We start from the raw sequence: 20772 nt of genomic DNA, 5'->3' as shown, positions 1-20772 counted from the left end.
ATGAAACTTTCATCTATATTAATCAGTATTATAACTGGTTTACTTATGTTTTTAGTAACGTTTTATACTAGTAATCATGCTTTGATACCGTCATTAGTTATGGGTGTTGTCGGTTTAGTAACAAATATATGGATTGGCATCGAAGCAAAAAAGCGATTATGAGCGTTAAAATGATAGAAAATATTAGAAGTATTAAAGACTGAGACAAATGTTGTCTCAGTCTTTACTTTATCATTCAGCGATTTTTATATTTATGGATGCTATTGTTGTGATATTGCTCTCAAAACTTATGAATCTGTTTCATGCATAGTCAATTCAATATGAAATAATGAACTGTTAGTCAATATCATCTTATATCCAAAGAATATAATGCATTATAATAGTATAAAATAATGAAATGTTTTGAAAAATTTTTAAAAGGATAGATATAAAAGAGATTCATTATAAGGGGATGAGGTATATGGTTTCGGTGTTTTTAGAGGCGATATAGAAAATCGGTGTCATATTATCGATTTTCTATATCGTTTTATTAAATTATAAGTATAAATAAGAATTATCAAAATCAAAGTTTAAAATATAATTTCAGGGTATAGATGTAATATATAACTTTTGGAGTAATTTTATTTTATTGTAGGTGGTACGACTTGATTTATTGTATTAAGTTTAGTGTCAAAAAGTTAACTTGTTAGCATGTAGTCTTAATTTGAGATGGATTTGGTGAATGAAATGGGGGATCAGAATGGTTAATAATTACAATAAAGATATAAAAATAGATAGAACTGATGAAATGCGTTCAGATGAAATTTCTAAAATGATTGAAGAGGGTGGACTTGGTGCTGACCAGTATTATGTTATAGATAAGTATCAGCCCAACCATAAGAGATTAGTAGAAAATATTGATCAATTTCGACAAGAATTAGTTCAAATGAATAATGATGATTTAGTAGACATTTTGATTATTAACACTCAAGAAAATACAAGTTCTAAGTACAGCCAAGCATTAATGATTATTAAGCATGAAATAGTCAAAAGAATGAATAACTAAGTCGTAGTTGCTGAATCATTACAAACAAAGCGCGCAAGTTAGAAAGTTATATTTTGCAAATAAATATTTCTAACTTGCGCGTTTATTATATTATTAGCACATTAAAATAACATTGTTATTAAGTGGATTATTTTAAATAATCAGGTGATTATTGAAGTTGATTTAATGCTTTTTTGGGCACTTTATTTTTAGCTACTTCTTCATAACTTTGGACATGACCAAGTTCGGTATCTAATTTTAAGAAATGATCTGTTTTTAAGGGTTTTTCACCAAAACCATTGAAATCTAAGTGTTTTTTTTCACCTTTTTTATTATATCCATCTTGCTTATAATTATATGTGACAAAGACTTCTCCATTATCATCTTTATTGTGCTCAACTTTTGTTGGCTTTTGAGTTTTTACGTAATATGTTTCATTAGTAATGAGTGGGTTTAATTTGGCAAAACTAACGATATCAGTATTGTCTGAGTTTTTTTCTGCGTAAACTTTCCAGCCAAAAAGGCCGATAAGAACAATGATAATGATAATAAAGATGCTTAGAAGTACTTTTATTAATCTGTTCATATTTATTACCTCCTTAAAGTAACTATCTATAATGTAAAAGTTATTTGATTCGTTTGCTATATTTTTAAGTTACAAAAAAGCATTTTAATATAACGATTTTGTCATTTTTTCAAATGTGATTAAATGATATATATTCACCAATGGATTATATTACTAAAAATAAAGTGCAAAATATATTTTTTTGAAAATAGGGGTATACAAAAGTCGGATTATTCGTTATACTAGGTATTAAGTAATTTAGTTCGTGAAATTGATTTGTAGTTTTATTCTTTTGAATTTACTCCTTTTGATTTTTTAGACAGATTACAAATTTTTGTGCAAAAGCACTTGGAGGATTTTTATTATGAATAACGGTACAGTTAAATGGTTTAACTCAGAAAAAGGTTTTGGTTTTATCGAAGTAGAAGGCGGAAACGATGTATTCGTACACTTCTCAGCAATTAACCAAGACGGCTACAAATCATTAGAAGAAGGACAAGCTGTTGAATTCGAAATCGTTGAAGGCGACCGCGGACCTCAAGCAGCTAACGTTATTAAATTATAATAACGCATAAAAAAAGACGAGCAACGCTCGTCTTTTTTTATTTGTCTTAAAATCAATAATTGAAATTATATGTGTGTATTCACTTTTAAAGGTGCAAATTCAAAGTCAGCTTGCTAGTTATGACTCGGGATTTGCACCTATTTTTTTGTTTTTTATTACCAATAAAATATTAACGACCTGCGAAAGGTTGTTTAGCATTAATACATCATTTGAAGCTAAACTTATAAAAGAATGGTAATAGCCACTAACAGCAACATAAAAATTAATTTTGGGTGTATGCATGTAGAATAATTTTTAACATCATTTTGGGTTGAAATAGAGCCTTGTTTTAAAGTGCTTCAATGAGAAATTACATATGAATACGTTGTATTTTGGCGAGACGCTTGAGGGAATAGGACAAGCTGAAGACTATAGGCTGAAGCTGTCCCCAAAGAAAGTGAGCCAACAATACGAAATATTGAATAATAAAATAGCTATGAAAAAATCTATCGTCATAGATTTCTTCATAGCTAATCTTAGTATGTTTTTTCACCGTTCAAGTTGTTGAAACGTTGCTACTTTCACTTAAATAGATTTAATATTATACTTCACGCGTATTTTCCGCTTTATTTTTTGTTTTTATCAGTAGTGTTAATATAAAACCAATAATTAATAAAAGTGTAGTGAATGCAAATGCTGCGTCAACACCTTGTACGGTCGCTTGTTGTGCAATGTCTGTTTTAGATTGATTTTCACTTGGAACATAATTTGTACGAATAATTGCCATAATTGTAATCATAATGGCGGTACCAATCGCACCTGCAATAATTCTTAAAGAGTTAATAATCGCAGTACCGTGTGAAATATTTTTGCTTTCTAATGCGTTAATACCAATTGTATTCAGTGGCATTATAATCAATGCTACAGCAAACATTCTTATTGCGTAAATGATGACAATATACCAATAAGGCGTCTCTGATGTTAAGAAACAATGTAGTATTGTCATAAAAATTAACAGTACAAATCCAGGAATCGCCAATACTTTCAAGCCATATTTATCATATATTTTCCCTGTATAGACGGACATGAATGCGTTGACTACTGCACCTGGTAAGATAACAAGACCTGACAGAATTGCAGATAGACCTAAGCCTGATTGGACATAAATTGGAATCAATAATGCTGGGCCTACAATTCCGATAAATAATACCATAGATGCAAATGCAGATAGTGAAAATGTACGATTTGTAAATACGCGCATATTTAATAGCGGATTATCGATTCTAATTTGTCTTGTTACGAAAATGGTAACAATTAAGATTCCCACAATAAGTGAAATAATAACGATTGGTGATGTGAAACCTAAGTTGCCTGCGCTACTAAAGCCGTAAAGCATTAAACCAAAGCCTAATGTTGAATATATAACAGAGGTTTTGTCTAATTGTGTATGTTTGGTTTCGTTATTACTTTCTACAAATATCGCACCTACAATAAATGCGATAATCGCAATAAAAGCTACCACAATAAATGGTGCTCGCCAGCTAAATGTATCAATTAAAAACCCAGTTAAGGTTGGTCCGATTGCTGGTGCTGATTGTGCTACTATACCGGTAAGTCCCATTGCAAATCCACGTTTCTCAGAAGGGAACAGTGTGAAAACAGTGAATTGCATAAGCGGTAAGAGTATACCTGCGCCAATAGCTTGAATCACACGTGCAAACATGAGTAAGCCAAATGTAGGCGAAAGTGCTGCGATGATCGAACCAATTAGGAACGCACTCATAGAAAAAATATAGAGTGGTCTTGTATGAAATCGATCCATGAGAAAGGCTGTTAGTGGAATCATGATGCCATTCACTAACATAAAACCTGTAATTAACCATTGAGCAGTTGTATCAGTTATTTCTAATCCCGTAATAATTGCTGGTAGTGCGGTATTAAGCAATGTTTGATTTAGCATTGCTACAAAAGCACTACTTAGCATAACTAATATAATCGTATTTCTTTTTTTGTTAGATATTACATTCTCCGACATTATAAACGCATCTCCTTTTTATAACATCCCATCGATAAATTTTAATTATTTTAAGTTAGCAAAGCAAACCATTCGGTTTAAAAAATTAATATTTTTTACAAAGGATTTCTAGAAAAAAATAATGGATAGATGATATAGGTCGGAATACATCGTTTTAAAGGTGGCACAAGTCAGTGTTGTTCAATTAATGAAAAAGCTACGCTGCTTGCACAACCATGCAAACAACGTAGCTTTTTGAAATAGATTGAGCACTTAATCGAAACTAATCATTTCAGATACATATAAAGCAATACGTATATTTAAAGAATGAACAGGATCTTCAATATTTGTGCCAATCATATTACTACATTTATTGATTCTATATTTCACTGTATTTCTGTGTATAAATATTTTATCTGCCGTTTTAGTTATATCGCATTGATTATCCATGTACACTTTTAAAGTTTGTTTTAATTCTAAATCTTTTTTTTGTTTTGGATAACTCAGCGGGCCCAAAGTATGTTTAACGAAAGGTAATAACTTTTCTTGAGGGATAAGCTGTAATAATTCTTGGATATCTTTGGAATGATATTGTGAGATAAATGCTTTTGCGTTATTTAACAATTCATTTTCAAAGGCTTCATTTGCTTCAAAAAAGGAAGATGGTAACTGTGTGAATTCTGTTACTTCATTTCCAATGCCAAATGAAATCGTATCATCAAAGTACTCGCTATAACTTTGCTGTATTTTTTTAAGGTATTCAAAGTAATATTCGTGACGATTTTGAATGAGTATCGCAAAACGATTGTTACTAGGTAATTTATAAATACTTATATAAGAATCAATATCAGTTAATTTATGCTTTAACCAAAGGAATGTGAGATGGTGCCGTTCATTTAGGTAATAACTATTTTCTAAATTATTTTTAGTATCAATACCGCAAATGATAATTTGATAATAGTCAGAAGGATAAATATAATATTGTCTTAATAAATCAGCATGCTTTTTAATCGAAAGGGTTTGATCATTTTGATTATTGACCAATGATTCGAAAAATCGATTAATATCATTTTCTTCGGCCTCTTGTATTTTGGTGTTTTTGTATAAGGCGAAACTCAACACACTGACTACTTGTTCCAGTGTTAATAAGCTAAATGGATAGGAAAGCTTATTAACTTGAGAAACCATTAAATAGTAAGGGAAGTATGTGTAGCCTAATACTTTGAAGATTACATGGTCTTTATTTTCAAAGACGAGGTTATTTTTATCATATGTTAGCGCATCTTGATAATGGTTCATGAAATATTTGGTGTGTTCAGTCATTAAGGCATTACCTTGTCTATAATGACGACTGTATGCTTCAGGTGCCTTGAATGGGTCAAATAGGATGATAGGTACGCCTAGTAATTTGCTCATGCGATCAATCATTGTATCAATACTGAAACCTTTGATTAATAATTGGTTTAATTCTTGTTGTACTTGTAATGCGTAATTTAGCTTTCCTGTTTCAGAATCTGAAATAAATGAAGAAATCTCATGTGTAATTTCACCTAGATTCCAACTTTCTGGTATTTCAATTAAAGGGAATTCAATAGCATCCGCAAAATCAATGACATCTTGATTGATTTCATGTAAAAATCTTGAAACTTTGATGCCAAGTCCAGCAGTGTGTATATCATTCAAATCTTTAATTAACTTTTTCAAGTTATCTTGATTATCTTGAAATAAGACACCAGTTGTTAAGATAAATGAATTATTTGAAGTGAAATGCTTAATATCATTATTCTCAGTAATGTCCAAATTTGTCACTTCTGCTGATAAATCTCCGTTGCTGTTTAACAATTTTAAGCCTTTAAATTGGGGAACGGATAAAATTTCGTTTAGAGTAGTCATAATTATGTCCTCCGCTTCTAATTTACACAATCACTCGTTATGAAAATGCATAAAAAATATATAATAATAAATTCTATTTGTCTGTATTTATCTTAAAAAGTAGTGTTTTTGTCGATTTGTGATAACGATTGTTCAAAGTGCTCAAAAAATTTAATGTATATCGTTAATTATACACTTATTTTGTCCGATTCCTATAATTTTATCGTATAGAAATGTCATTAATAACAAAGAAAAACGCTTACACTCATACTACACTTATAACTGAGGATTATACATTTAGTTATTAGCTTATTAAAGTAAAGGAGATATAAATAGAATGGGAAGACAGGAAAACAATGCGGCATTATCACAAGCGGTTTTCGAAAAGCGCGGTTATAATAAAGATATAATGCCAAAGACACCGGCACAAAGAAATAACTCCGCATTCAACTTTTTTACACTATGGATGGGCGCTGTACATAATATACCTAACTATACTGCAGTTGGGGGATTTTTATTAATAGGGCTATCGCCATTACAAGTAATATTTGCATTAATATTAAGTTCTTTTGTAATCGCTTTATTATTGGTAGGTAATGGTTATGCTGGCTCGAAATATGGTATTCCATTTGCTATGCAATTACGTCATACATATGGTGATGTAGGAGCGAAGCTACCTGGTATCCTACGTGGTGTTGTAGCAGGTATTGCTTGGTTTGGTCTACAAACATTTGCTGGATCACAAGCATTATTAATATTATTAAATAAAATATTCCCAGGCTTTGCTGACATTGGACAAGGTATATCAATACTTGGTATCTCTGTTCCAGGTCTCATTGCATTTTTAATATTTTGGGCTATTAGTTTTGCGATTGGATTTGGCGGTGGCGATATTTTAAATAAATTCACAGCTATATTAAATCCACTTATTTATATTGTATTTGGTGGTATGGCTATCTGGGGCGTTATGGCTGCTGGTGGCGTTGGAAATATATTAAATTATGAAATTTCTACAAAATCAAATGGTATCATTTACCCAGCGATTTTATCCTTTATTTTAATATTCAACTCGCTTTTAGGCGTGTGGGCAGGGCCAGGTGCAAGTGTCTCTGATTTTACACAAAACGCAAAATCTACTAAAACACAGGTGATTGGTCAAATTTCAGGTATCGTTGTTGCGCACATTTTATTCGCGATTGCGAGTGTGTTTATCATTATTGGTGGTTCGATTTATCTCGGGCATCAAGAATGGAACATCTTAACAATTATTAATGAATGGAGCAACTTCTGGGCGATTCTGATATCTACTGGCGTGTTATTGATGACGACGATTTCGACAAATGCGACAAGTAATATCATTCCAGCAGCATATCAACTCACTGCACTTTTACCAAAATGGATTAATTACCGTCGCGGTGTAATTATTGCCTCAGTATTGAGTGTAGTCATTATGCCGTGAAGATGATGGAAGAGGAGGACAGTATTTTCTTATTCCTAAACGCGATTGGTGCTATACTTGGCCCGGTAGCAGGTGTAATGATTGTTCATTTCTATATTGTGTCTAAATGTCACATTGATATAGATAAGTTGTATTTTGACTTAAAAGATAAAGAACAAAAAATACCACGTATTAATGTTTCTGCATACATCGGAACGATTGCTGGTGTCATCGTTTCAATACTAGGGTTTTTACCAGCATTCACAGTGATATCAGACTTTTCTTGGTTTATAGGCTTTATCATTGCCGGTGGTGTTTACTTAATTTTACATTATGTATTCCATGCAGATAAAAGTAAAAAAGGAGGAGCAGAATATAATGAAGTATGATTTGATTATTAAAAATGGTTTAGTCATTTTAGAAGACGGGGAGCAACAAGTTGAAGTTGGTGTTAAAAACGGTAAAATTGCCGCAATTGGCCAAGCATTGGGAGAGGCTGAGCAAGTCATTGACGCACAAAATCAAATTGTTTCACCTGGAATGGTGGATGCACATGTGCATATTACTGAACCAGGTGGTGGTTATCGTGACGGTTGGGAAGGTTATGTTACAGGAACAAATGCTGCTGCTAAAGGTGGTGTAACTTCATTTGTGGAAATGCCATTAAACCAAGTTCCAGCTACAACTGACAAAGCGTCTATCCAAGCTAAATTTGACGCTGGGAAAGATGAATTATCAGTGGATGTCGCAAGTTATGGTGGTTTAGTACCATATAACTTAAACGGCGGTATTCAAGAATTAGATGAAGCGGGTGTTGTGGCTTATAAAGCTTTCTTAGCTACTTGTGGTGACCGTTCTATCGAAGGTGACTTTGAAAATGTTGACGATTATTCATTATATGAAGGTATGAAGCAAATTGCTAAGACTGGTAAAATTTTATCAATTCATTCTGAAAATGCGACAATCACTGATCGATTAGGTGAAATCGCAAAAGAAAATGGTGAAACGACATTAAGCGCTTACGTGGATAGTCGTCCAGTATTTACAGAAGTTGAACCAATTCGCAAAATTATTTTATTTGCTAAAGAAACGGGTTGTCGTGTGCACATCGTACACGTGGCTTGTGAAGAAGGCGTTGATGAAGTCATCAAAGCACAACAAGAAGGCGTAGACATTACTTGTGAGACATGTACACACTACTTGTACTTCTACAAAGAAGAATTAGATGACATTGGACCAGTTGTTAAATGTTCTCCACCAATCCGTGAACAATCTCGCTTAGAAGGAATGTGGGATCGTGTATTAAACGGTGATATTAGTTTTGTAACATCTGATCATTCACCTTGTACGCCAGACTTAAAAGATACAGACAATGCATTTGAAGCATGGGGAGGTATCGCTGGATTACAAAACAACGTAGATATTTTATTCGATGAAGGTGTTCAAAAACGTCAAATGTCATTAACAAAATTTGCTGACATTATTGCGACAGCACCTGCTAAACGCTTTGGCTTAGATACAAAAGGCAGTATTGCAATTGGTAAAGATGCTGACTTCGTATTTATTAAACCTGACGCACCGTATACATTAAAAGCTGAAGATTTAGCTTATCGTAACAAAATGAGTCCATATATTGGGCGTGAAATTGGTGCCCAAGTAACACGTACAATTTTAAGAGGGCAAGAAATTTATAGTGATGAAGCAGGTATTTCAGATAAACGTATTGGACGCTTTATCTAAAAATTTCTTGAAAAAGCTTGAAGTTAAGGATATTGGGATATAAAAACAAGATCAAAAAGGACTAATCCATTTATTAAATGAATTAGTCTAGACTGTCGACAGAGTCTCCGACTTTGTTGGCAGTTTTTTTATGCACGCTTTCCGCGGGCACTGCCTTAGCCTGTAGTCTTCGGCTAGTGCTATTCCCGCAGGAGTCGGCATAAACCGCTGATAACATTACTGCAAAAATATTATAATATATAAATTAAATAGCAGTGGTGTTTGTTATGTTGGATAAATCAATTGATAAAAGAGATCAATATGAAATAATTTCTATCTCTGAATTAGTTCCTAATAATCATTTATTGCGTAAAGTTGTTGCGGTATTAGATTTAAATTTTGTATATGAGTTTGTTGAAGGAAAATATTGACTTGATAACGGTAGACCATCAATAGATCCAGTTGTTTTAGTGAAAATATTGCTTGTTCAAAGACTGTTTGTGATCAAATCAATGAGGCAAACGATTAAAGAAATAGAAACAAATGTAGCATACCATTATATTTAGAATATAGCTGAAGATTTAAGGTTTGTTAATACTGTGAAGAAACAAAAAAAATAATCCATTTATTAACTGGATTAATTTTTTTGTTTTCATAAACTCTAAACTCGGTTTGAGTGAGCAACTCTAGGGAATAATATTACATATTACATTTATTTAGTGTCTACATAGCTCATTTTTATAGCGTTTTGTGATTAAAGACATAAGATTTTTATCACAACAGATGGTTAGATGCTTTAAAAACAAAGGGGTTGTAATATTTGGAAAAATTAATTTCTTTTTCGGATTGGTTATGGGGGTATCCACTTGTACTTCTACTTTTGTTTGCAAGTGTATTTTTGACAGTCTATTTAAATTTTATTCAATTTCGTCATTTTTTCTATATGCTCAAACAAACATTTGGAAGTGTTAATAAAAAACCTAAAGGGGAAGGGACGATTACACCTCGTCAGGCTTTGACTTCTGCACTATCTTCAACTGTAGGTGCAGCTAATATTGTTGGGGTGCCTACAGCGATTATGATGGGTGGACCTGGCGCGGTATTTTGGATGATGGTTATTGCTTTTTTAGGCATGGCTTTAAAATTTAGTGAGAATGTCTTAGGTGTCCACTATCGTGAGAAAAATAAAAAAGGTGAGTTTGTGGGCGGCCCGACTTATTACATGAAAAAAGGTTTTAAAAATAAGAAGTTAGGTACAATTTTTTCTTTGATATTTGCCTTTGCATTGATGATTGAAATTATTCCAAGTATTATGGTTCAAGGTCATTCTGCAGCGAGCACTATGAAAGATACGTTTAATGTACCTATGGCAGTTTCTGGCATTATATTAGCATTTCTTGCTGCGCTCGTCGTTTTTGGTGGTGTGAAACGTATCGCATCATTTGCTGAAAAAATTGTGCCAATCATGGTTGGTCTTTACTGTTTTTTTGGTTTTTTAATCATTTTGATGAATATTGGACATGTGCCTAACGTTATTTGGTTAGTGGTAGAACAGGCATTTAATCCTACGGCAGCTGTTGGAGGTACATTTGGTGCAGCGTTAGCTACCACAATTCGTTGGGGCTTTGCTAGAGGGATTTATTCTAATGAAGCTGGTCTCGGTACATCATCTATCGCGCACGCAGCCGCAAAAACGGATCATCCAGTTCGCCAAGCATTCTGGGGTATCAGTGAAATCGTAGTAGATACGTTAATTATTTGTAGCACGACTGGTTTTGTGGTCTTAGTTTCAGGTGTTTGGAAGGCGGGTGATGCGAAAGCGCAGTCTGCAGCACTAACAGCCAGAGCGTTTGAAAATTCTTTTGGTCAATTTGGAAGTATGATGGTCTCTATTTCAATGATGTTTTTTGTATTTTCGACCGTTGTGGTAGTTATTTTCTACGGATCGAGAATGGCAGAGTTTTTATTTGGACTTACGGCAGGTTGGGTGATGAAAACAATATATGTGCTTTCAATGATAGTGGGTGCGTTAGGTGCTGCACAACAATTGTGGGACTTGCTTGATTTGGCACTTGCTGCCGTATTGATTCCAAACGTTATCGCAGTGATAATGTTATCGCCAAAAGTGAAATCGTTAACTACAGATTTCTTTAAAAATTATAAGTAAAGTTAGTGAATATAAAAAGTACCAAACCTCATACTTGTCATTACTAAAAGGAAAATATTGAGTTTAACTTTTAGTATGATGAATCATGGATGAGTGTTATGGTACTTTTATTTGTTAGTAAATAGTTATGATTTCGGGTTCTGGGCTGGTAAGTGATGTGTCGTATTATAGTCTAGGATATGCGTGTGGTTGTTGTTAATTTCTAAAGTGCTGAAACTACCATTAGTAAGTCTAGTAACACCTGTGCCGACTGTCCCATTAGAAAAATAGTGAAATATAGCATTAATAAAAGCACCATGAGAGACAATCAAAATATTTTTATTTGTGTAATTCTGATGTACAGTACGAATCCCCTTTAAAAAACGTTCAGTAACCATTGCTTCAGTTTCTTTGTTTGGATAATCGCGATTAGGAAAACGCACATCTCGTTCGTAATAAGTAAGACCTTCTGCATCTCCAAATGCAACTTCAATAAACGACGTCATTTCATGAAGCGGTATGTTTAATTTTTGTTGAATAATTTTTCCAGTTTCTTTAGCTCTTAATAAAGGGCTTGTAATAATAAGATCCCATTCATTTTGAAGTAAGGAAACACCACAGGCTTGTGCTTGTTTTATGCCAGATTCATTCAGTGGGATGTCTGTTCTACCTTGTAATTTACCAGCAATATTCCAGTCTGTTTCTCCATGTCTAATAAAGCATATTTTTGTCATTATATATCAACCTTTACAGTGATGTAGTGATGTGTATTCAGTAACATCTCTATTATATCGCTAACAATTTTCGATTCATATGGTATTGCATAATTTGACTTGGCATCTATCTAAAGATGAAAGTTACACACATGTTGGTGTTAAATAATAAAACGCATATCATTAAGCATTGGTCCCGAAAGCAAGTGCTTATGAAATGATAATAATGGATGTGACTATGCTAAAAGTTTTACCTTCATAATAGCAATTGATTGGTCAAAAGCCAATGTGCATTATGTGTCCAATACTGTGTCAACTTTTGCTAATTCAATCGTCGTTGCTATCATCACATTAATACCTTTTTCGATTTGGCTTTCAGTTACAGATTCTTTTGGGGAGTGACTAATGCCATTTTTACACGGGATAAAAATCATACTCGTAGGGCAAATGGGTGCGAAATTCATAGCATCATGACCAGCACCACTATACATATAGCGATATTGGTATGCTAGTGTCTTACAACTGTGTTCAGAAATCTCAGCAATTGTTTGATTGAATTTACGTGGTTGATCCTGACCTAAATCTTCTAATTCATAATCTGCTTGACGATTTGTTGTAATAGTTTCGATGTGTGCTTTTATCTCTTCGACTACTTTTTCACGAATAGCTTCATCTTTACCTCGAATATCGATGAGTAGTGTGACCTCACCAGGGATTGCATTCATTGTATTAGGATAAACGTTGGCATAACCCACAGTCGTTACTATCCCCTTATCATGGTAAGCCTGGCCTAAGGCTTCGATTTTTAAAATGATTTCAGCAGCAGTAGTCAATGCATCTGTGCGCATCGGCATAGGTGTTGACCCTGAGTGACTTGTAACGCCAGCTATTTGTAACTTGAAGCGGTGTGGTGCAGCAATGTCTGTGACGATGCCAATATCCTTTTGATTATTTTCAAGAATAGGCCCCTGTTCAATATGTAACTCTAAAAATGCTTTGATTTTGTTTCTTTCAAATAATGCTGTTTTACCGTTCATATCTTGAGCTAAAGGTGCAACGATATCATAAAGTACGTTGCCATCATTATCTTTGATGAATTTCATATCGTCTTTTGTCATTTTGCCAGTAAGATATTTACTACCTAAAGTTGCTTCGTTGAAACGTGTAGATTCTTCACAAGCAAAAGCAATAATAATAATTGGATGATCTGTTTCTATTTGATGTGCGTTTAAATGTTCGACAACTTCAAGTGCACCAAGGACACCTAAAAGACCATCATATTGTCCACCATCTTTTACTGTATCGATATGTGACCCCAACACAATTGGCTTTAAAGAAGGCTGCTTTCCCTCTCTACGTGCGATAACGTTACCAAAGAAATCAAAGTAAACATCTAGACCTGCCTTTTGACATAACATTGAAAATTTTAAAGCCGCGACACGTTCTGGATGACTAAAAGCAATACGGTTAATACCGCCATTCTTAGGATTTCGGGCAAAATTATTAAACGTTTGAAAATTTTCTATTACATTTTGTAAGTTCATCATTTATCCCCTTCAATATTTAGTGTAATTTGATTCAAGAATTGAATAGCTTGTTCATATATTGCTTTACTAGTGGGGCTAACCTCACGATCAAAATCATGGCTGTTCTGGTCTAGACATTCAAAGTGACTCGTTTCAACTAATCTATCAATATATTCACTTTCACTATAAGGTACATCAGGGTCTCCTGTACAGTGTACAATGAACATAGGAGGGAAACATTTCAATTCTTTTGGCGAAATATTATAAGCACTTTGTGTTGATGATTCAATGCCTAAATATGATAGCCAATGCGCTTGGCCACGAGCATATAGGTAAATAGGATATCTTGTTTGCAATGGCCCAAATGTTAGTGGTTTAGGTTGAATAAGTTGATTTAATATCTTCGGCGTGATTTGTGTAGATAATGCTTGATATTGCTTATTTGGTTTCAAAAATGAAGGTACATGTACACGGTAATAACCATAGAAATCAATGATACCATCAACTTTACGATGACGTGCGACAAGCATCGCTAAAAATGAACCGGCTGAGCGTCCAAAAGTAATCAAAGGTAACGAAGGATAAAGCGATTTTAAATGATCATAATTACTAAGTGCATCCTCAATAATCGTATCAATATGACTTTCTGGAGCAAGTCGATAGGAAACCATTATTAAATGATATGATTCCGATAAAATATCAATATAATCTTGTGGTAAATCGTTTGGCTGACCAAAAATTAGCCCACCACCATGAAAATATATAATGATGCCTTTGGGGTTTTGATTTTTAGCTTTTATCATTGAATAAGGTAATGGAAATCCATCCTTTGATAGACAAGTAGCTTTTTGTTGAGTCAAAATGATCTAGCCTCCTGTTAGATATATTTTGCTAAATATAGTATCTCAAATAAAAAATACCGCGTATTTGTATAAATCGAATAAAAGTAAAGTGCATTATTGTTAGAATTGTGAATGATAAGTAATATGTAAACGCTTATAATTGTATTTGAAATGAAAAAGGAGTTGAATTACATGGACATCCGATCTTCTTTTGAGGCTCTAGACAAAAAATTCACTGCGTTTGGCGGTTTGGCAGGTGGGGGCATTACGCGTCTACTTTATTCTAAAGAATGGTCAAATGCTGTTCAAGCGTTGAAAGAAACACTAGAAAAAGATGGATTTGAAACAGAATTCGATAGCATCGGCAACTTGAAAGGACGTATTGAAGGTAGCAAATACCCTGAAGAAACAATTATGTCCGGTTCTCATATTGACACAGTTGTTGAAGGTGGTCATTTAGATGGTCAATTTGGTGTGTTAGCAGCTGTCGTTGCGATGCAGTCACTTAAGGCTGAATATGGTCAACCATTGCGTTCATTAGAAATTTTAGCTTTAGCGGAAGAGGAAGGTAGCCGTTTCCCATTTGCTTTCTGGGGAAGCAAAAACTTCTTCAACTTAGCCGATAAAGCTGATGTAGATTCAATAGCTGATGGTGAGGGTGTTGCTTTTAAAGAAGCAATGCGTGAATGTGGTTTTGATTATCGAACAGCAGATAATGATTATAGCTACATAAAATCATTTATCGAAGTGCATATTGAACAGGGTAAAGTATTAGAAACTGAAAACAAATCAATTGGTGTCGTTAACGGTATCGTGGGTCAAAAGCGTTATACAATCAACTTAAAAGGTGAAGCAAACCATGCAGGTACAACACCGATGGGCTTGAGAAATGATGCAGTTGTAGCTTTCAGCAAAATTGCTAACCAATTAACAGATCGTGCGCGAGAAATAGGGGATCCATTAGTCATTACATTTGGCCGCGTAGATCCAGTGCCAAATACAGTTAATGTGGTTCCAGGAGAAGTTACGTTCTCTATTGATTGTCGTCATATTAATCAAGAAGAGTTAAATCAATTCGCAGAAGAAATTGATGCATGTATTAAACGTGTATCTGAAGAAGAAGGCGTTCAATGTGACATCGATCTATGGATGGATGAAGCACCAACATTGATGGATGAACGCTTGGTTAAAGAAGTCCAGAATGCTGCTGAAACTGTAGTGGGTGAATCAGAGTGGAAATTAATGCCTTCTGGTGCAGGTCACGATTCTCAAATTTTTGCTAAATATGTACCAACATCAATGTTGTTTGTACCATCCATTAACGGTGTGAGTCACAACGTTGAAGAAGAGACAAATGTAGAAGATTTAGTTAAAGGTATAGAAGTGTTAAAACAAGTATTATATAAACTTGCTTATAAAGAATAATACTTGGACATAGACAACTAGAACAACATCATTGAGCCATATAAATAAACATGGTTCAACAAACTTTTTATAGAGAAAAGCATAAAAGATTTTAAATACAGATAAAGAAAAGGAGCATTTTATTTATGGGTTATATTAATCATAATCAAGGATATAGAGAAGGTTTATTAGAAACACGTTCAGTAATTAAAAAAGATAATCACGCAGTCATCACACCAGACGGTTTAGTAAATAACGTTGTACCTGGTTTTGAAGATTGTGACGTAACGATTCTAGGTTCACCGAGACTTGGTGCACGCTTTGTAGACTACCTTGTAACATTGAAAAATCAAGGTGGTAATAGACAAGGATTTGGTGGAGATGGTGTTCAGACATTCATCTATGTTGAATACGGAAACATCAATGCGTATGCAGATGATAAAAAATATGAATTGAGCGCAGGTGGTTATTTATATGTACCATCTCATCAAGTAATGACATTTGAAAATAACAACCAAAATAATGACAGTCGCGTGTTCTTATATAAAAAACGTTACCAACCTTTAGAAGGTTATACGCCAGAAGTTGTAACTGGAAATGTTAATGATATGGTACAAGAACCATACGAAGGCATGGAAGAAGTGAAAATTCTTGATTTGCTACCAAAAGAATTAGCATATGATATGAACATTCACATCTTGTCATTTAAACCAGGTGCTTCACACGGTTATATTGAAACACACGTTCAAGAACATGGGGCTTATGTATTAAGTGGACGTGGCATGTACAACTTAGACAACGAATGGCAACCAGTTGATAAAGGTGATTACATCTTTATGGGTGCTTATGCACCACAAGCAACTTATGCTGTTGGTTTAGACGAACCATTCGCTTACATCTATTCCAAGGATGCAAATAGAGATATAGAAATTTAAGGAAGGTTGTTAGTCATGGAAGAGGGAGCATTAATATACGTCGAACGAGGTAAACTACGCCAATTATTTAAAGAGAAATTAACACATGCAGGTTTACCTGACGCGCAAGCTGAAAAAACAGCAGATCTCATGACATTTGCTGACGAGCGAGGCATTCATTCACATGGCTCAGTTCGAATGCAGTATTATGCAGAACGAATTGCTAAAAAAGGCTTTAATTTGGAACCAGATTTGAAATTTACGAAGACTGGTCCTTCAGCAGGCACATATTTCGGCGATAATGCTGTTGGCCATTATGTTGCATATCAAGCGATGGAAGAAGCGATTAATTTAGCAAAATCCAGTGGTATCGGCATGGTAGGTATTCAAGAGATGGGTCATAGTGGTGCCATTGGTTATTTTGCAGAACAAGCTGCAAAACAAGGCATGGTTGCATTAACAGTATGCCAATCTGACCCAATGGTCGTACCATTTGGTGGTACAGAGCCTTATTTTGGTACGAATCCAATCGCCTTTGCATCACCACAAAAAAATGGTGAGCCCATATTGTTTGATATGGCAACAACGGTACAAGCGTGGGGGAAAATATTAGATGCACGCTCAAAACACAAATCGATATCTAATACATGGGCAGTGGACAAACAGGGTGAACCTACTACAAATCCTTTTGAAGTAGCTGCTTTATTACCTGTAGCCGGACCAAAAGGTTACGGCTTGATGATGATGGTAGATATATTAGCAGGCAGCTTATTAGGTTTGCCATTTGGTAAGCATGTCACTTCGATGTATGAAGATTTAAGTCAATATCGTAGATTAGGACAATTTCATATCGTGATTAATCCAGCATATTTTGGTGATGAAACACAGTTTTTAACACAAGTTTCTGACATGGTAGATGAGTTACACGGTGTTAAACCAACCAAAGGTTTTGATCAAGTGTATTACCCAGGTGAGATTCAAGAAGAAGTTAAAAAACAATATGCAGAGCATGGTATTCCAGTTGCTCAAGAAATTTATGATTATTTAATATCTAATGACATATATTAGGAAGTAATAAAAAGAAGTGAACGAGATAATTTAATGTAATAAATGGTGACTTACGACATTTAGCATGGTGCGTCTTTAGTAACTTCTTTTTTTACTGCTTGAAAACACATTTTTTAGTGAAATAAAACACAATAATAGTAATAAGGAGGTTGTAATATGCGCGTTTCTAAAAATGATTTGTTTGATTTAATGAAAAATAAACTTGTTAAAGCTGGATTAAATGAAGATGCTGCAAAGGATGTCGCTGATGTTTTGACTTTTGCAGACCATCGCGGTATTCATTCTCATGGTGCAGTCAGAGTAGAATATTATGCGGAACGTATTGCTAAGGGAGGTATTACTGCTAACCCTGAGTATCAATTTGAGCAAACGGGTCCTTCGACAGGTGTTTTTGAAGGGGATAATGGCCCTGGACATCAAGCTGCAAAACAAGCAATGGAAAAAGCTATTGAAATGGCCAAAAAAAATGGCGTGGCGGTTGTAGGTGTGAAACATATTTCTCATAGTGGTGCCTTAGGTTATTTCGTGGAAATGGCGTCTAAAGCAAATATGGTTGGTTTAAGTATGTGTCAATCTGATCCAATGGTTGTACCTTTTGGTGGTACAGAGCCTTATTTCGGTACAAACCCAATTGCATTTAGTGCACCGTCAAATGATGAGCGTATCATTACATTTGATATGGCTACAACAGTACAAGCGTGGGGGAAAGTACTTGATGCTAGAGCTAAACATCAATCTATTCCAGATACATGGGCAGTAGATGCAAATGGTGAGCCAACAACAAATGCTAGAGATGTTCATGCACTTGTTCCAGTGGCGGGGCCGAAAGGTTACGGTTTGATGATGATGGTAGATATCTTGTCAGGAAGTCTGCTAGGTGTGCCACATGGTGTGCATGTTTCATCTATGTACAAAGATTTAACCAAAGGCCGTGATCTTGGACAATTACACATTGTCATTAACCCTGCATTCTTTACAGACTTAGATCAATTTAAATCACGTATTTCAACGATGTTGGATGAATTGAAAGCTCAACCAGCTGCTGAAGGATATGGAGAGATATTCTATCCAGGTGAACGTGGACGCTTACGTAGTGAAAAATACGATGAAAAAGGCATTGAAATTGTTGATGAAATTTACGATTACTTAGTGTCAGAAGACGTACACTTTGATCGTTATCACGGAAAAAATAGATTTGCAGAATAATAACGGAGGAATAGTATGTTATACACAATAATTAAAGAAAACACGTACCAAGATTCGATTGTCTTAATGTTATTATCGAATAAATTATCTGCTATTGATGGTGTGAACCAAGTATCTATTATGATGGGGACGCCTGCCAATAAAGATATTTTCAAATCATCAGGATTTGATACTGCAGAATTAGACAACGCTAAACCTAACGATATTGTAGTCATCATAGATACAGATGATGAATCAAAAGTTGATGAAGTTAATGAACAAGTAGATGCAGAACTTAAAGGTAAAGGTGAAGAGGATGACAAGTCTAAAAAACAAGACGAAGCTTCAAACTGGAATCGTGCTTTAGAGTTAGCAAACAATCCAAACTTGGCATTAATTTCAATCCCTGGTCAATATGCGGCAATGGAAGCTGAAACTGCTTTAAAAAATAATTTAAACGTATTTATGTTTAGTGATAACGTTGCTAAATCAGACGAAGTGCGTTTAAAACAAATGGCGCATGAAAAAGGATTATTAGTGATGGGACCTGACTGTGGTACAGGTATTATCCATAGCTTACCACTTGCTTTCACTAACACAGTGAACGAAGGTGACATTGGTGTTATTGGTGCTTCTGGTACAGGTATTCAAGAAGTGACAACAATCATTGACCGTGAAGGCAAAGGCGTGACTAACGCAATCGGTACTGGTGGACGTGACCTATCAACTGAAGTTGGTGCAATCACGATGTTAGATAGTATTAAAGCGTTAAATGCAGATCCTAAGGTTAAAGTCATTACTGTTATTTCTAAACCACCAGCTAAAGAAGTCGAAGAAACAGTATTAAATCTTCTACGTAATATTGAAAAACCTGTGGTTACCTTATTCTTAGGTTCTAAACCAACTTACACTGAAGAAAATATTTACCATGCATATACATTAGAAGAAGCGGCACGCGTATCTGTTCAATTGTCTAATGATGAAACGCCACAATTAAAACCAACATTTAAAGAAAATCTTGGTATTGAATTTGCTGACAATCAAGATGGCATCAAAGGATATTATTCAGGTGGTACTTTAGCTTCAGAAGCAGCTATGTTAGTTAAAGATACTTTAGGTGACGCTTCAGGCGAAGTAACACCAGAAGGTTTCTCATATAAAGGTGGAAACCATGAAATCATCGACTTGGGCGATGACATTTATACACAAGGTAGACCGCATCCAATGATTGATCCATCCAAACGTATTGAAATGTTAGAAACTTCTTCTGATGATCCGTCAACTGCTGTAATTATGTTAGATAATGTCATAGGTTATGGTAGTCATGATGATATGGCTAGCGAACTTGCACCAACAATCAAAACGATTTTAGAAAAAGTTAAAGCTAACGGTCGTTCATTAGCGGTTCTTGCTACAGTTGTTGGTACGCAACATGACCACCAGGGATATGATAGCCAAGTTAAAACGTTAACAGAAGCTGGCGCAATTGTTTGTGAAACAAACGATCAAATGGTGCGTACTGCACTTAACTTAGTTGGTAGCAATGTAGCTCAACCAAAATTAGCAACGAAATCATTTGATTCAGAACCGGTTGATTTAACTGTCGATGAAAAAGTAATGAATTTAATAAATATGAAGCCAAGTGTGATTAACATTGGATTGAAGAGCTTTACTGAAGCAATTCAAGCAAGTGATGCACCAGTCGTTCAATTCAACTGGCGCCCAATTGCAGGTGGAGATGAAAAATTAATGAAAGTACTGCAATTCTTAAACAATTATGAAGGAGAGACGGTATAAA

General features: G+C 34.6%; 17 protein-coding genes and 2 pseudogenes. 13 read left to right on the top strand and 6 right to left on the bottom strand.

Annotated features, from left to right (window positions below):
• Positions 1–162: a hypothetical protein gene (locus tag KA926_RS07920; protein ID WP_154409607.1), complete on the top strand. Its 162-nt coding sequence runs from the start codon at positions 1–3 to the stop codon at positions 160–162.
• A 577-nt stretch (positions 163–739) separates the two neighbouring features.
• Complete coding sequence (locus tag KA926_RS07915) at positions 740–1045, top strand: hypothetical protein (protein WP_107383879.1); 306 nt, start codon at positions 740–742, stop codon at positions 1043–1045.
• 148 nt (positions 1046–1193) lie between these two features.
• On the opposite strand, the gene KA926_RS07910 is transcribed toward KA926_RS07915, so the two are convergent.
• Complete coding sequence (locus KA926_RS07910; RefSeq protein ID WP_107385663.1) at positions 1194–1610, bottom strand: YxeA family protein; 417 nt, start codon at positions 1608–1610, stop codon at positions 1194–1196.
• A 343-nt stretch (positions 1611–1953) separates the two neighbouring features.
• Between KA926_RS07910 and cspD the strand changes: the two genes are divergently transcribed.
• The gene (gene cspD / locus KA926_RS07905; protein ID WP_019469926.1) at positions 1954–2154 is read left to right on the top strand and encodes a cold-shock protein CspD; all 201 of its coding nucleotides are present in this window, start codon (positions 1954–1956) and stop codon (positions 2152–2154) included.
• A gap of 580 nt (positions 2155–2734) precedes the next feature.
• Here cspD and KA926_RS07900 read toward each other — a convergent pair.
• Positions 2735–4168, bottom strand: a complete 1434-nt coding sequence (locus KA926_RS07900; protein ID WP_107524083.1) for an MDR family MFS transporter — start codon at positions 4166–4168, stop codon at positions 2735–2737.
• A gap of 252 nt (positions 4169–4420) precedes the next feature.
• Entirely contained in the window at positions 4421–6040 is a 1620-nt protein-coding gene (locus KA926_RS07895; RefSeq protein ID WP_107385666.1) for a PucR family transcriptional regulator, read from the bottom strand.
• A 316-nt stretch (positions 6041–6356) separates the two neighbouring features.
• Here KA926_RS07895 and allW point away from each other — a divergent pair.
• The 5 genes and pseudogenes from allW to KA926_RS07875 all read left to right on the top strand — a co-directional run bounded on the left by allW (position 6357) and on the right by KA926_RS07875 (position 11343).
• A pseudogene (gene allW / locus KA926_RS07890) lies at positions 6357–7846 on the top strand (allantoin permease).
• Positions 7836–9197 carry an allantoinase AllB gene (gene allB, locus KA926_RS07885; protein ID WP_226953556.1) on the top strand — a complete coding sequence of 454 codons (1362 nt, stop codon included), beginning with the start codon at positions 7836–7838 and terminating at the stop codon, positions 9195–9197. Before allW ends, allB begins: the two are co-directional and overlap by 11 nt.
• A gap of 266 nt (positions 9198–9463) precedes the next feature.
• A complete protein-coding gene (locus KA926_RS13955) occupies positions 9464–9607 on the top strand; it encodes a hypothetical protein (RefSeq protein WP_226952041.1) in 144 nt (47 codons plus the stop codon).
• Between the two features lie 18 nt (positions 9608–9625).
• Positions 9626–9742 (top strand): annotated as a pseudogene (locus KA926_RS13950) (transposase); the annotation flags it as partial.
• A 254-nt stretch (positions 9743–9996) separates the two neighbouring features.
• Positions 9997–11343: an alanine/glycine:cation symporter family protein gene (locus tag KA926_RS07875; RefSeq protein ID WP_107383769.1), complete on the top strand. Its 1347-nt coding sequence runs from the start codon at positions 9997–9999 to the stop codon at positions 11341–11343.
• A 125-nt stretch (positions 11344–11468) separates the two neighbouring features.
• Here KA926_RS07875 and KA926_RS07870 read toward each other — a convergent pair whose 3' ends face one another.
• The 3 genes from KA926_RS07870 to KA926_RS07860 form a co-directional block, all read right to left on the bottom strand.
• Positions 11469–12056, bottom strand: a complete 588-nt coding sequence (locus KA926_RS07870; RefSeq protein ID WP_107383768.1) for a histidine phosphatase family protein — start codon at positions 12054–12056, stop codon at positions 11469–11471.
• Between the two features lie 272 nt (positions 12057–12328).
• Positions 12329–13579, bottom strand: a complete 1251-nt coding sequence (locus KA926_RS07865) for a M20 family metallo-hydrolase (RefSeq protein WP_107385668.1) — start codon at positions 13577–13579, stop codon at positions 12329–12331.
• Entirely contained in the window at positions 13579–14421 is an 843-nt protein-coding gene (locus KA926_RS07860; protein ID WP_107385669.1) for an alpha/beta hydrolase, read from the bottom strand. The genes KA926_RS07865 and KA926_RS07860 overlap by 1 nt, the downstream gene beginning before the upstream one ends.
• Before the next feature lie 174 nt (positions 14422–14595).
• Here KA926_RS07860 and allC point away from each other — a divergent pair, with 174 nt between their 5' ends.
• The 5 genes from allC to KA926_RS07835 all read left to right on the top strand — a co-directional run bounded on the left by allC (position 14596) and on the right by KA926_RS07835 (position 20771).
• Positions 14596–15828, top strand: coding sequence for an allantoate deiminase (gene allC, locus KA926_RS07855; protein ID WP_107383765.1), 1233 nt, complete (start codon positions 14596–14598; stop codon positions 15826–15828).
• Between the two features lie 125 nt (positions 15829–15953).
• Complete coding sequence (gene allE / locus KA926_RS07850) at positions 15954–16742, top strand: (S)-ureidoglycine aminohydrolase (RefSeq protein WP_107385671.1); 789 nt, start codon at positions 15954–15956, stop codon at positions 16740–16742.
• Between the two features lie 15 nt (positions 16743–16757).
• Positions 16758–17789 (top strand): ureidoglycolate dehydrogenase, encoded by a 1032-nt coding sequence (gene allD / locus KA926_RS07845; protein ID WP_107385672.1) that lies wholly within the window; start codon positions 16758–16760, stop codon positions 17787–17789.
• A 156-nt stretch (positions 17790–17945) separates the two neighbouring features.
• Entirely contained in the window at positions 17946–18995 is a 1050-nt protein-coding gene (gene allD, locus KA926_RS07840; protein ID WP_107385673.1) for an ureidoglycolate dehydrogenase, read from the top strand.
• A gap of 15 nt (positions 18996–19010) precedes the next feature.
• Complete coding sequence (locus tag KA926_RS07835; protein WP_107385674.1) at positions 19011–20771, top strand: acyl-CoA synthetase FdrA; 1761 nt, start codon at positions 19011–19013, stop codon at positions 20769–20771.
• Position 20772: the final 1 nt, after the last annotated feature.

Source organism: Staphylococcus sp. GDY8P94P (assembly GCF_017892255.1).
Lineage (GTDB): Bacteria > Bacillota > Bacilli > Staphylococcales > Staphylococcaceae > Staphylococcus > Staphylococcus cohnii.
The sequence above is the reverse complement of the archived record's forward strand: the minus strand, read 5'-3'. Positions and strand labels throughout refer to the sequence as shown.